14 protein-coding genes are annotated in these 13345 nt (G+C 60.8%); 12 read left to right on the top strand and 2 right to left on the bottom strand.

Annotated features, from left to right (window positions below; all coding sequences use genetic code 11):
- Window positions 1-109: 109 nt before the first annotated feature.
- Window positions 110-445: a hypothetical protein gene (locus tag NCR40_RS29810; RefSeq protein ID WP_250511641.1), complete on the top strand. Its 336-nt coding sequence runs from the start codon at window positions 110-112 to the stop codon at window positions 443-445.
- Window positions 446-469: 24 nt separating this feature from the next.
- Here the strand turns inward: NCR40_RS29810 and NCR40_RS29815 are convergent, their stop codons facing one another.
- A complete protein-coding gene (locus NCR40_RS29815) occupies window positions 470-1366 on the bottom strand; it encodes a LysR family transcriptional regulator (RefSeq protein WP_244832438.1) in 897 nt (298 codons plus the stop codon).
- Between the two features lie 146 nt (window positions 1367-1512).
- On the opposite strand from NCR40_RS29815, the gene NCR40_RS29820 reads away from it, so the two are divergent.
- The 11 genes from NCR40_RS29820 (at window position 1513) to NCR40_RS29870 (ending at window position 12640) form a co-directional block, all read left to right on the top strand.
- The gene (locus NCR40_RS29820; RefSeq protein ID WP_250511642.1) at window positions 1513-3006 is read left to right on the top strand and encodes an aldehyde dehydrogenase; all 1494 of its coding nucleotides are present in this window, start codon (window positions 1513-1515) and stop codon (window positions 3004-3006) included.
- Window positions 3007-3037: 31 nt separating this feature from the next.
- The gene (locus NCR40_RS29825) at window positions 3038-4114 is read left to right on the top strand and encodes an ABC transporter substrate-binding protein (RefSeq protein WP_250511643.1); all 1077 of its coding nucleotides are present in this window, start codon (window positions 3038-3040) and stop codon (window positions 4112-4114) included.
- A gap of 25 nt (window positions 4115-4139) precedes the next feature.
- On the top strand, window positions 4140-4973 hold the full coding sequence (locus tag NCR40_RS29830) for an ABC transporter permease (protein WP_250511644.1): 834 nt from the start codon (window positions 4140-4142) through the stop codon (window positions 4971-4973).
- Window positions 4970-5821, top strand: coding sequence for an ABC transporter permease (locus NCR40_RS29835; protein WP_250511645.1), 852 nt, complete (start codon window positions 4970-4972; stop codon window positions 5819-5821). Before NCR40_RS29830 ends, NCR40_RS29835 begins: the two co-directional genes overlap by 4 nt.
- 19 nt (window positions 5822-5840) lie before the next feature.
- The gene (locus NCR40_RS29840) at window positions 5841-7430 is read left to right on the top strand and encodes a phytoene desaturase family protein (RefSeq protein ID WP_250511646.1); all 1590 of its coding nucleotides are present in this window, start codon (window positions 5841-5843) and stop codon (window positions 7428-7430) included.
- Window positions 7431-7455: 25 nt separating this feature from the next.
- On the top strand, window positions 7456-8550 hold the full coding sequence (locus tag NCR40_RS29845; RefSeq protein WP_244832443.1) for an ABC transporter ATP-binding protein: 1095 nt from the start codon (window positions 7456-7458) through the stop codon (window positions 8548-8550).
- 57 nt (window positions 8551-8607) lie between these two features.
- Entirely contained in the window at window positions 8608-10248 is a 1641-nt protein-coding gene (locus NCR40_RS29850) for a class I adenylate-forming enzyme family protein (RefSeq protein ID WP_250511647.1), read from the top strand.
- A gap of 25 nt (window positions 10249-10273) precedes the next feature.
- A complete protein-coding gene (locus NCR40_RS29855) occupies window positions 10274-11125 on the top strand; it encodes an amidohydrolase family protein (protein ID WP_250511648.1) in 852 nt (283 codons plus the stop codon).
- A gap of 99 nt (window positions 11126-11224) precedes the next feature.
- Window positions 11225-11533: a hypothetical protein gene (locus NCR40_RS29860; protein ID WP_250468340.1), complete on the top strand. Its 309-nt coding sequence runs from the start codon at window positions 11225-11227 to the stop codon at window positions 11531-11533.
- A 143-nt stretch (window positions 11534-11676) separates the two neighbouring features.
- Window positions 11677-11895, top strand: a complete 219-nt coding sequence (locus tag NCR40_RS29865) for a hypothetical protein (protein ID WP_250511649.1) — start codon at window positions 11677-11679, stop codon at window positions 11893-11895.
- Between the two features lie 265 nt (window positions 11896-12160).
- Entirely contained in the window at window positions 12161-12640 is a 480-nt protein-coding gene (locus NCR40_RS29870; protein ID WP_250468338.1) for a ribonuclease, read from the top strand.
- Window positions 12641-12885: 245 nt separating this feature from the next.
- On the opposite strand, the gene NCR40_RS29875 is transcribed toward NCR40_RS29870, so the two are convergent.
- Window positions 12886-13335, bottom strand: coding sequence for a tautomerase family protein (locus NCR40_RS29875; protein ID WP_250511650.1), 450 nt, complete (start codon window positions 13333-13335; stop codon window positions 12886-12888).
- Window positions 13336-13345: the final 10 nt, after the last annotated feature.

The following is a 13345-nucleotide window of genomic DNA, read 5'->3' on the forward strand; positions in this document are numbered from 1 at the left end:
GGATCAACCGAAAACGCATAAAACCTCACGTTTTAAGGGAGAAAGCTAAAGATCGCGCGCGCCGTGTCGTTACCTCAGAAGCGATCACACGAGGCGGACAGAGGTACGGATGTTTTCCATCATATGCAAGGAATGCGGCGCGGAAGCACGCACGGAAGTAGCGAACTGCCCGAGATGCGGGTTCGTGATGGAGAAACCGGCACCCGAGATCGTCGAGGCCAGCAAGCCTGCTTTGCGGATGCCAAGGCGTCTGCGCGATCACTTGAGCACCGTAGCCGCATGGACGACGGTCTGCCTCGTTGCACTGGCAGGCATTACGCTCTGGTCCACTCGCACGTCGGGTGATTCGGAGAGTGGCGCTGTCGCCGTCGGCAAGATCGAAACGGACGAGAATCGCATGACAGCCGATACTGCGGCGGTCGCTGCAAGCACGAGTCGGCCTTAGTCCGTAACGCATGCACCTAAAGACTCACCCCATCACGAACTCCGCCGCAGTCTCCTTCAATTGAAGGACGAATTGATTGACGATGACCGACCGCGGTCTGCCAGGCGCAAAGAGAAAGCGCGGTTCGACCGGTACGGCCGGCGAGAATCGTCGTGCAATCAAGTCCGGAAACGAACGGCTCATCAGCGAGAAAGGGTCCACCAGCGCCACCGCATTGGCTTCCCGCACGAGCGCGCACAGCACCGGCGTGCTGTTGGACACGAACGCGCTCGTAAAGACCCGTCCCTGCGCGCGGAAGGCTTCGCGCAGGCGCCATCCCGTCAACGTATCTTCCCCGAAGGTCGCGAGCGTCTCGTGATCCAGAAGGCGAGGCGTGACCGTCTTGCGCGCAGCAAGCGGATGCTCCGCACGCATCACGCAGCATAGTTCGGCGCGACAGAACTCCTCCACCTCGAGCGTGCCTGAAGGCGCGGCTACATCCAGAATGCCGAAATCCGCCTGATTGTTGTTCACGTATTCGACGACGTGACGCGTAGGCAACGCCCTGATATCGAACTCGACTTGCGGATGCGTCTCGCGGAACTTGCCGACCGCGCGCGCGACGATAGTGGTTGCGAGCATGGAGACTGTCGATACGCGAATCGACCCGCGCTGGCCCTCCTGAATCTCGCGTGCGGTCTGCGCAATCGATTGCACGCTGCCAAACAACCGCTCTATCTCCGGCAGGATTGCCTCCGCCTCGGGCGTGCATACGAGCCGCCCCTTCACACGCAGAAAAAGCGTAAGCCCGATGTCTTCTTCCAGCATGCGCAGAGTCTTGGTCACGGCAGGCTGGGACACGTAGAGCAGACGTGCCGCAGCGGACACGCTGCCCGCCTTGACCACCGCGCGGAAGATTTCCAGATGACGCACTTTGAGCATGGCGGACTCGTCGAAGGTATAACTTTCTGGCAGGAACAAGGTTATCAGAATGTATTGGTTTTCATACTTTTGAAACCCTACACTTGATTTCAACGCTGGATGTTGAAAGGCACGCAGGCAATCGACCCAACTCAAGGAGCTTTGCAGTGAGCATTCCCGACGCATCGGTGTGGCGCGCCCGCGCGCAAGAAATCCGGCCCGAGGGCCGCGCGTTCATCGACGGGCGCTATGTGAACGCGCTCTCCGGCAAGCTCTTTGCGACCATCGACCCGGCCACGGGCCGCACCATCGCCGCAGTCGCCGAATGCGGAACGGAAGACGTGGACGTCGCGGTCAGAAGCGCGCGACGCGCCTTCGAATCCGGCGTCTGGTCGCGCGCCGCACCTGCCGAACGCAAAGCCGTCATGCTCAAATTCGCGGGCTTGATCATGGCGCATCGCGAAGAGCTGGCGCTGCTCGAATCGCTCGATGTCGGCAAGCCGATCACCAATGCCTACAACGGCGACATCGTGAGTTCGGCCACCTGCATCCAGTGGTATGGCGAGGCCATCGACAAGCTCTATGGCGAAACCGCGCCCGCTGCACCCGACGTGACTACCATGATCGTGCGCGAGCCGCTCGGCGTGGTCGCGGCCGTGGTGCCGTGGAACTATCCGCTCTCTATGGCAAGCTGGAAGCTCGGCCCCGCACTCGCCGCAGGCAACTCGGTGATCCTCAAGCCCGCGGAGCAATCGCCGTTGAGCGCGATTCGCATCGCCGCGCTCGCGGCCGAAGCGGGTTTGCCGCCAGGCGTGCTCAACGTCGTGCCGGGCTACGGTGAAACGGCGGGGCGCGCGCTCGGTCTGCACATGGATGTCGATGCCGTCGGCTTCACCGGGTCGACCGCTGTCGGCAAGTTGTTCATGCAGTACTCGGGTCAGTCGAATATCAAGCGCATCGGGCTCGAATGCGGCGGCAAGAGCCCGCATATCGTGCTCGACGATTGCCCCGATCTCGACGCCGCCGCGCGCGCCGTGGCGGCCGGTATCTTCGCCAATAGCGGACAGGTGTGCAACGCGGGTTCGCGGCTGATCGTACACGCGGCGGTACGCGACGAACTGCTGGAGAAAGTCGCGACCATCGCGCGGGATCTCGTGCCCGGCGACCCGCTCGATCCCGCCACGAAGATGGGTGCGATCGTGAGCCAGGCACAGCACGAGTCGGTCATGTCGTATATCGATGCGGGTCGTGCCGATGGCGCGCGCGTCATCGCTGGCGGACGTACCGCGCGGCCGGAATCGGGCGGCTACTTCATCGAGCCGACCGTATTCGATCGCGTGAGCAACGACATGCGTATCGCGCGTGAGGAGATTTTCGGGCCGGTGCTGTCGGCGATCACGGTCGAGTCGCCGGAGGAAGCGGTGCGCGTCGCCAACGACACGATCTACGGCCTCGCCGCCGCGGTGTGGACTTCGAACATCGCACGGGCGCAGCAGGTCTCGCGTCAATTGAAGGCGGGCGTGGTGTGGGTCAATTGCTTCGATCGCGGCACCATGTCCTCGCCCTTCGGCGGCTTCAAGCAATCGGGATTCGGCCGCGACAAGTCGATGCACGCCTTCGACAAATACATGGACTGGAAGGCGATCTGGATCGCCGGATGAAGCAGTGCCCCGACCTCGCATGGAGACCGACATGAACGCGCCACTATCTCAAGCCGATACCGTATCGACCAGTCCGTCGCCTTCACGACGCACCTTCCTGCTGCAAGCCGGCGCGCTCGCCGGCACCGCGCTGCTCGGCGCACCGGCCATTGTGCGTGCGCAGGCAAAGAGCATCAGCGTGACATGCTGGGGCGGCGCCTATGAAGCGGCGGTGCGTGCCTCGTTCGCCGAACCCTTTGCGAAAGAGACGGGCATCGCGGTGAATCTCGTCAACAGCGCGGATCTCGCGCGCATGAAGGTGCAGATCGAATCGAAGAATGTGTCGTGGGATGTGTTCGACAGCATTGGACCGCAGATCGTCGCGGGTTCGCGTCAGGGCATGTGGGAGAAACTGGACCCGGCTATCGTCAAGACCGATGGCCTCATCACGAAGACGGGCGCGGACTTCGTCGGCACGTATTCGTATGCGGGCGGGATCGGCTTCGACCCGAAGCGCGGCAGCAAGCATCCGACGACCTACGCGGAGTTCTGGGATGTAAAAGCGTTTCCGGGTCGTCGGGGTTTGCGCCCACGGGTGAGCGAGAACCTGGAGATGGCGTTGCTCGCGGATGGCGTCGCGCCCGACAAGCTCTACCCGCTCGATGTCGAACGCGCCTTTGCGGCGATGGACCGCATCAAGCCGGGTGTGCGCAAGTGGATCGAGACGACGCCGGAGACGGTGACGCTTATCGCGAGTAACGAACTCGATTTCACGTACACGTATCTGAGTCGCGTTTTGCCCGCGCAAAGAGCGGGTACGTCGGTGCAGATGTCGATGAAGCAGACGCTCAACAGCCTCGAATATCTCGCGGTGCCGAAGTACGGCAAGAACACGCAGGCTGCCATGCAATACGTGGCGTTCTGTCTGCGCCCCGACCGCCAGGCCGCATTCTGCGAGATGGTCGAGTTCGCGCCGAACGCGGTGCAGGCCATGCCGCTCGTATCCGCCGCCGCCAAGGCGCGCATGCCGGACATGCACGATCCGAACAGCGTGATCATCAACGACACGTGGTGGGGCGATCACTACGACGCGTTGCAAAACCGCTTCACGACCTGGATGCTGACATAAAGTAGCGTAAAACAAGGGGCGCGCGATGAGTTACACGCTGAACCTGAAGGCCGTCGTCGTGATGCTGCTGCCGCTCTACGGCCTGCTCGCGGTGTTCTTCTTGTGGCCGCTCGGCATAGTCGGCTGGTCGAGCATCTACGAACACGCGTTCACGCTGCGCGGCTACGAACAGGTGCTGACGAGCGCGCTCATTCATCGCGTGCTCGGCAACACGATGATCATCAGCGCGCTCGCCACGGCGACGAGTCTCGTGCTTGGGTATATCGTCGCGCTGCATCTCGCCCGCATGCCCATGTCGAAGCGCGCGCCGTATCTCGTAATGGTAATGTTGCCGTTCTGGACCAGCGTGCTCGTGAAGAGTTATGCCTTCACCGTCGTGCTGGGCAGCGCGGGGATCGTCGCGAAACTCGCGGGATGGCTGAGTGGCGATACATGGCATCCCGACCTCATGTTCAACCGCACTGGCGTCGTGATAGGAATGACCAACTATCTTCTGCCGTTCATGGTGCTGCCCATTCTCACGAGCCTCACCACGCAGAACCGCAACCTCAAGTTCGCCGCCGAACTCATGGGCGCAGGTCCCGCGATGATCTTCGCGCGCATCACGTTGCCTTTGTCGATGCCCGGCGTGTTCGCAGGCGTTCTCATGTGCCTCACGCTCTCCATGGGCATGTACATCACGCCCGCGTTGCTCGGCGGACCGCGCGACATGATGCTCGCCAACCTCATCGACTTCTACACGCGGCAGACGCTCGACTGGACGCTGGCCGCTTCCATCGCGATGATGTTGCTCGTGCTGTCCGGGGCGCTGATCGCGGTGCTCGGACGCGTTCAGCGCGGCACGGAGGCGCTCGCATGATGGATACCGCAACGCGTGTCAGCAACGAATTCGTCAAGCCCGAACCGAAGCGCCGCGACTCGCGTGTATTCATGCGCGTGCTCGGTTCCATCGGCGGATGGTGCGGCTATTTGTTCCTGCTGCTGCCAAGCCTCGTGATCGTGCCGATTTCGTTCGGCGGCGGCAGCGAACTGACGTTTCCGCCGAAGACCCTCTCGCTTGTGCTATTCCGGCAGTTCTTCGCCGATCCGGCATGGTGGGGCGCGTGTGTGACGAGCGTGATGGTCGCGCTGCTGGCATCGGTAATCTCGATAGCGGCCGGTGTGCCAGGCGCTTATGCGCTTGCACGCGGCCGGTTTCCGGGCAAGCGCGTACTCGAAACCTTCGCCATCACGCCCATGCTCGTGCCCGTCGTCGTGCTCGGTCTTGGCGTGTATAAGCAGTTCTCGATGCTCTCGCTCGTCAACACGGTATGGGGACTTGCGCTCGCTCATGCCGTGCTCGTCGTTCCGTTCGTGATCATTGCGGTGGGCTCGGGCTTGCGTCACGCGGATGCATCGCTCGAAGCCGTCGCGCTTCTGATGGGCGCAAGCCGCGTGCGCATCTTCTTTCAAGTGGTGTTGCCGCAGATACGCGCGTCGGTGGCCGTGAGCGTGCTGTTCGCGTTCCTTCTGTCATTCGACGAAGTGGTGGTCGCGTACTTCATCTCGGGACCGCAGACCACGACATTGCCGGTCAAGATGTACAGCGCGATCCGCTGGGAAGTATCGCCGGTGCTCGCCGCCGTCTCGACGCTGCTCACGCTGATATCGCTTCTGGTGTGCATCGGCATCATGGCTTTGCAACGGCGCGACGCGTTCGCCGACTAATCTTGAACTAGAGACCAACATGGCGAACAGGTACGACGCGGTGATCATCGGCGCGGGACACAACGGCCTCGTGTGCGGTGCTTATCTCGCGCGCAAAGGCTTCAAGGTATGTCTGCTTGAACGGCGCGAACTCGCAGGCGGCGCGGCCGTCAGCGAAGCGGTGTGGCCGGGGTATCGCGTATCGACCGCGTCCTACACGATGGCGTTGTTGCAGCCGCGTATCATCCGCGAACTCGAGCTTGCAAAGTACAGTTACGAGATCGTCGTGCCGCCGCCCATGCTGCATCTCTATGGCGATGGCAAGAGCCTTGTGTTTCGCGGGGAAGGCGAACGGCTTCATGCGGATATCGCGCGCTTTAGCCGCGCCGATGCCGATGCATACGGTAAGTATCGCGCGCATATGGCTCGGCTCGGCAAGGTCGTCGCCGAGATGCTCTGGGAGATTCCGCCCAATCCCGCCGATGCCGCGCTCGGCGCGCGCGGGCGTTTGCTTGGATTCGCCTGGCGTTTCCGCGATATGGGCGAGCAGTTCTACGACTTGTACGACGTACTCACGTTGAGCGCGCGCGATTACCTGTCGCGCTGGTTCGAGTCCGATCAGATGATCGCGGCGCTGGGCTTCTACGCGTCGTGCGGCGGAGCGGCCACGAGCATCTGCTCGCCCGGCTCGGCGTATGTGTTGCTGCGCGGCTTCATTCGCGATCACACCACGAGCGAGGGGCCGGCGGGCTTCGTGCGTGGCGGCATGGGTTCCATCTCCGAAGCCATCGCGGCATCGGGGCGGGCGCATGGCATGGAGGTGCGTTGCAATGCGCCGGTGGCGTCGGTGGAGATAAGCGGCGGACGAGCGACGGGCGTGCGGCTCGCATCGGGCGAATCGATCGAAGCGGGTTGCGTCATATCGAACGTGGCGACCAAGATCCTGTTTCAGCAACTCGTCGATGCGGATTACGTGCCGCCCGAATTTCTCGCGCGTGTCGCGCAGATACGCGACCGTTCCACCGCGTTCAAAGTGAATCTCGCGTTGCGACGCCTGCCCACTTTCACGGATTTCGATTCCAATGCAGCAGGTTTTGCTTATCCGGCGCAAGTTCGTATCGGACCTTCGGTGGAGTATCTCGAACGCGCGTGGGATGCATCCAAGTACGGCAAGATATCGCCGCGACCGCCGCTCGTCGTGCTGACGCCAAGCGTGATGGACCCAAGCGTCGCGCCTGCGGGCAAGCATCTGATGAGCATCTTCGGCCAGCATGCGCCTTATACGTTACGCGAAGGAACATGGGACACGCAGCGCGAACGTCTCTTTCATATCGTGCTCGATACGCTTGCGTTGCATGCGCCCGATATTCGCGACTGCATCGACGATGCGCAAGTGCTTTCGCCCGCCGATCTGGAGCGCATCTTCGCGCTGCCGGGCGGTCATGTGCATCACGGTGAACTGAGCGCGGATCAGATCTTCTTCAGGCGGCCGGTGCAGGGGGCCGCGGACTATCGCACACCGGTGAAGGGACTCTATCAATGCGGGGCATCCGTGCATCCGGGCGGCGGCGTGACGGGCGTGCCTGGCCACAACGCGGCGCAAGTCGTGATGCGCAGCGAGCGTCACTGAGCGGCATCATCCACGGAATCCGACGATGAACATGATCGAACTGAAGCAGGTCTCGCGGCGCTACGGCGAAGTGCAGGCGCTCGCGCCGCTCGACTTCAGCGTGAAGCAAGGCGAGTTCGTCACGCTGCTCGGCCCTAGCGGCTCGGGCAAGACTACGCTGCTCAACGTGATAGCGGGCATGGTCACGCCATCGTCCGGGCAGATTTTCGTGCGCGGCGTCGACATCACGAATGCGCCGCCGAGTGCCCGCGGACTCGGCATGGTGTTCCAGAACTATGCGCTGATGCCGCACATGACCGTGTTCGACAACATTGCGTTCCCGCTGCGCGTGCGCAAGATGCCGAAGGACGAAATTCGCCGCAAGGTAAGGGACGTGCTCGACATGGTGCGCTTGCCCGACATCGCGATGCGCAAGCCGAAGGAACTGTCGGGTGGCCAGCAGCAACGTGTGTCGCTTGCGCGTTGCATCGTCTATAACCCGGCGTTGATCTTGCTCGATGAACCGCTCGGCGCACTCGACAAGAAGCTGCGCGAACAGATGCAACTCGAGATTCGCCGGCTGCATGCGGAACTCGGCATCACGATGCTCAACGTCACGCACGATCAGGACGAGGCGCTTTCGATGTCGGACCGCATCGTGCTCATGAATCAGGGGCGCGTCGAACAGATCGCGACGCCCGACGAACTGTATCGTTCGCCGCGCACTGCGTTCGCGGCGAGCTTTATCGGCACGGCCAATCTGATCTCGGGCACAGTGCAGGACGACATCGGGACGCATGTGGTCGTGTCGACTCCGCTTGGCATGCTGCGCGCCGCGACGGCATCGCAGACGATGTCGCGCGGTGCGGCCGTGAAGCTACTGGTGCGACCGGAAAGCGTGCGAATGACGTCCGCGCATCGGCCGCCTGACGATCATGCTGTCGATGGCATCTGTCATTCCGGCACCCTCGAAGACTCGATCACGCTCGGCAGCGTCGTGCGTCATCACGTGCGTCTTGCCGACGATACGCAGATCGTCGTCCAGCAACAGGGCACACGGCGGCGCGCCGAACATGAGCGCGGCGCGCCGGTGCTCGTCGACTGGGCGCCGGAGGATTGCCAGATCATTCTTCAAGACTAAATACGCGCGACAGGCGCGCCTCGCCGTGCGAGGTTTCGAATTTCGTGGAGAGCATGTATGAAGACACAGTCGCCGACCGTGGCGGACGAACTCGTCCGTCGAAAGCGTCAGGAGCAACTCGCATTGCCTGAATCGCTCGGAGATTTCGTGCGCGAACAGGCCGCGCTATATGGCGACAAGACCGCTGCGGTGTGGTTCGATCGCGGTATCGAGATGACGTATGCGCAAATCGATCGCGCGGCTTCGCAGCTTGCCGATTCATTTGTTAGGCGCGGTATTCGCAAGGGCTGTCACGTTGGACTGATGTTGAAGAACACGCCCGAGTTTCCCATCTCGTGGATCGCGCTGGGCCGTATCGGCGCGGTCATGGTGCCCGTGAACACCGCCTACACGCAGGACGAAATGATGTTCGTCCTTACCGATGCCGACGTGCAGTACCTCGTGATCGACGCCGAATTCCTACCGCGTCTCGCCGATGCGCCCACGCTGCCCGCACTGCTTGCATGGGAACGTGTGATCGTGTGCGGCGAGAGCGAGCATCCGCTGCAATGGCAGGCTTTGCTCGATGCGGGCAGCGCCATGTTCAATGCGCCCGGAACGGTGTCGCGCAACGACCTGTTGAATCTGCAATACACCTCAGGCACGACGGGCTTTCCGAAGGGCTGCATGCTGACTCACGATTACTGGATGATTCATTGCCACGGTGCGGCGCGTAATAGGCGCGGGCCGGAAGCGGGCATCGAGAACGTGTTGATCTGGGCGCCGTTCTTCTACATGGACCCGATGTGGCAGTTCCTGATGACGCTTAAGCTCGGCGGCACCGCGTACATTGCCGAGCGCATGAGCCTCACGCGCTTCATGTCGTGGCTCATCGATTATCGGATTCACTACTGCATCTTTCCCGAGCCTGCCTTGAGCGCGCATCCACAGAGCGAACGCGACGCCGATGTATGCCTGAAGTATGTGAGCATCTACGGATGGACCAGAAGCGCGCGCGAAGAAGTGCAGGCGCGCTTCAACGTGATTGCCCGCGAAGGCTTCGGCATGACCGAAGTAGGAACGGGCGCACTCGTGCCCGCGTGGGCCCATGAAGAGGCGCTCGAACGCACTTGCGGTCTGCCTGCCCCGTTTCGTGAACTGCAGGTTCGTCGCGATGACGGCAGTATCGCCGATATAGATGAAGTCGGTGAACTCTGGATTCGCGGGCGCGGCATTTTATGGGGGTACTACAAGCGTCCAGAGGCCAACGCCGAGAGTTTCGATGGCGACTGGTTTCGCACGGGCGATCTGTTTCGACGCGATGCAAAGGGCTTTTATTTCATCGTGGGACGCATCAAGGAGATGATCAAGCGCTCGGGCGAGAATGTCTCGGCAACCGAAGTGGAGACCGTTCTACGCAGCATGGAGGCGATCGATGAAGCCGCAGTCGTTCCGGTGCCCGATCCGCTGCGTCGCGAGGAAGTGAAGGCGTACCTCAAGTTGCGCGAAGGACTCACGCATAGCGACGTTCCGCCCGCGGCGGTGTTCGAGCATTGCGCGCTGCATCTCGCGTCGTTCAAGGTGCCGCGTTATCTGCAATATATCGTCGGCGATTTTCCGCGTACGCCTTCGCGCAAGATCGCGAAAAAACGCCTGATTGCCGAGGCAACCGATCCGTTCGTCGATACCTTCGATCGTCAGGAGTCGCGTTGGCGGTAACGCCAGACGCTTGCCGGAGCTGCCCATGTTCGTGGACTTTTCGAGCCGTCCTCCGTCGTTGCAGTTCGACGGTCCTGTCAGTCATCTGGCGAATTATCGGCGCGTGTACGAGGGTACGGAGCGTCAGGTCGCGAGTGCGAATGGTGTCGATCCACTCGACGACTATCTCGCGACTTACGAGCGACTGAAAGCGCGACATGTCGTGTTGAAGGCGCGCGATCTCACCAGCACGTTCGGCGTGAAGATAGCGAACGACCACGTGGCTGCGTTTTGTCACACGCATGGCGAGCGCTACATCGGCTTTGCAGGCGTCGATCCGCATAAAGGCGACGCGGCGGTCGCGGAGTTCGAGACGGCGGTGCGCGAACTCGGTCTGCGTGGGCTGAATGTGCAGGGCTTCGAGCATAAGTTGGCTATCGACGATCCCTTGCTGTTTCCGCTTTATCGCAAATGTGTCGAATTGGACGTGCCGGTGAATATTCATTGCGGCACGAACTTCTCGACGCATACCTCGATGATGCATGGCCATCCTGCCGCGCTCGATCGCGTGATGATGACGTTGCCCGCGTTGCGGGTATGCGCTTCGCCGCCGGGATGGCCGTGGGTGCATGAACTGCTTGCGGTGGCGTGGCGGCATCCGAATGTATGGATAGGCACCGTGGCTGTGCGGCCGAAGCTGCTTGCCACCGCGCACTCGGGTTACGAGCCGCTTTTGCAATACGGCAAGACAGTGCTTAAGAAGCGCATGATCTTCGGGTCCGCGTTTCCGATGATGCCGGTCGACAAGGCTTTGCACGAGTTCGATGCGCTTGGGATGGCGGATCAGGTTCGCGAGGATTGGCTCTGCAACAACGCGGTGCAGTTCCTCGGGGGCTAAAGCGCCCGCGTCGTGAATCAGAATGAAAGGCGGTACGCGTGTTGCTGACAGTGAACGTCGTCTGACCTTCGAACCAGCGCTCAACCCACGAGGAATACGATGGAACCGATGAAGCCCATGAAACCCATGACGCCGATGCAACCGATGGAGCCCATGAAGCCGATGGAACATTGGTGGCCGGACAATCTCGGCGAGCCGCAAACGAGTGGTGCACAGAACGGTCTGCGCTACGCCTTCTTTGCGGATGCGAAGCGACTTTTAATCGAAGACAACGGCACGTTAAAGACTTATGACAGCGCGGACCATCGCATCAGCGGGGTGTCGCAAGGAAGTAGCGCAGGGCATGGCCCTGCGTTTACCAGTCAGAATGGCGTGGTAGACCTTACAACATTGAAGGAGATTAAGTAGCTGGCTTGTCAGAAATGTCTTCCAACAAGGACCGGAAATTTTTTTTCGATGCGTGTCAACACACAGCGTGGCGAGGCGTTAAGCAAGTACTCGCGGTACTTAAGCCGCGACACTGTTAAACAACCACGAAGGGCCTGACCGCCATGAAAAAGCAACTCGTTGCCGCATCGATCGCCGCTTTGTTTTCCGTTGGTTTATTCGCACAGGCTTCGGCGCCTGCCGTAGCCCCTGCAGCTCCGGCTGCCACGACGGCCGACGCCGCGCAGCCCGCAAGTGGAACCAAGACTAAAAAGCATCACCGCAAGCATCACAAGAACACGACGAAGGCTGCCCCGATCCCGTCGTCGGCACCGAAGCCCTAAGCTTTAGGGTGTCGAATTCGCTTCGTTCGGCAGTGGTTCAGGGTTGAAACGATCGAACGAGGTGACGGAGTATTCAAAGTGCGGCTTAAAGGCGCGATACCTGCGCCTTTAGGCCGTTTTCGTTTGCGCTTCCTGGTTGAGTTCTTAAAGCATCGTTGGTGCGGTTTCGTCGACAACGCGCGAACATTGCCTCAGGCTGCTACTAGCGCTATTCTTGAACCGCTTGCAGTAATCGAATGCTGGTCAATCCGGGGACAACAACTTCGTGAAGCGAACTCTGGCTTTCTGCTGCATTTTTACCTTGAGCGCAATCCTCTGCGCATGCAACAAAGACGGATCGCGAAGCGCGACTCCAGATGCGGGCGCATCAGCGAGTCAGGCGCCAGTCCAACCAGGACAGGTCGCGAGCGGTACGCAAGCCGCATCGGCCACGCAGGAACACAGCGCGCCAGCCGCCGTCACCGCTATCACCAAAGCGCAATTGCCAGGCGAGGCGACTGAGACACTGCGTCTGATCAAGGCCGGTGGTCCGTTCCCCTTCGCCGAGGACGGTGTCATGTTCCGCAATAGCGCCGCAATGCTGCCGCAACATCCGCGTGGCTACTACCGCGCCTATACCGTGCGCACGCCGGGCGCGACGGATCGCGGGCAACGACGCATCGTGTGCGGTGGACAGCGCAAACAGACTAATGACTGCTATTACACTGAAGATTACTACGTCAGTTTTAAGCGTATTGCAGATTGATTTGGAATAAGCGGGAATGCCTTGGGGCGCCTTCTTAAGGACCTCGATTGCTTCTTAGCGATTCTTAAGCGCGCTGCTCGACGTTGGTAATGGCGGTGGGGAATGCTATCGTCATACGTTTAGGTCGATCGAAGTTTTAGATAGCATCCCCGTCCGTATCGACAAGCGTAAGTGATTCTTGAGGCAAGTCGCAGGCAATAACTTCGTGTGACCCGCCAACATAATCGAAGAGCGTGAGTCGACAATCAGTCCGGTTTGCCCGCAAGCCCTAGCAAATAGGCGCGATCTGCCTCAGGTAGCCCGTCAAGCCACTGTTGTTCAGTTCCAGGCTGAGGCAAGACTTGTCCATATTCGATCATGTTCGCAGGCGGCAACTCGGAGAGATAAACCCATAAAAAACGCTTTTCCAACTTCGAGATTCGATGAAGGGATTCCACGATATCGGCAAGCAACCTGGCCTTTTGCTCAGGCGTTCTTCCTGCGCGAATGTGTCCATGCACGAAGATCTGATTCGTATCGATCCGCTTACCGCCCATGAAATGAGCCCCTCGTGGAATCGCGCTGAACATGACCTGCGCGAAGAAAGTTTGCGCACCCGTGGCTTGACTATGCGCTCGGGTGATTTCGCGCGCGATGTTTGCTTTCGCGTCATCGGAAAGCAGTCCGTCCGTGACAGATACGAGGTAAGTCGGCATAGGGCGTCTC

It is taken from the genome of Caballeronia sp. GACF4, assembly GCF_023631025.1.
Classification (GTDB): Bacteria; Pseudomonadota; Gammaproteobacteria; order Burkholderiales; family Burkholderiaceae; genus Caballeronia.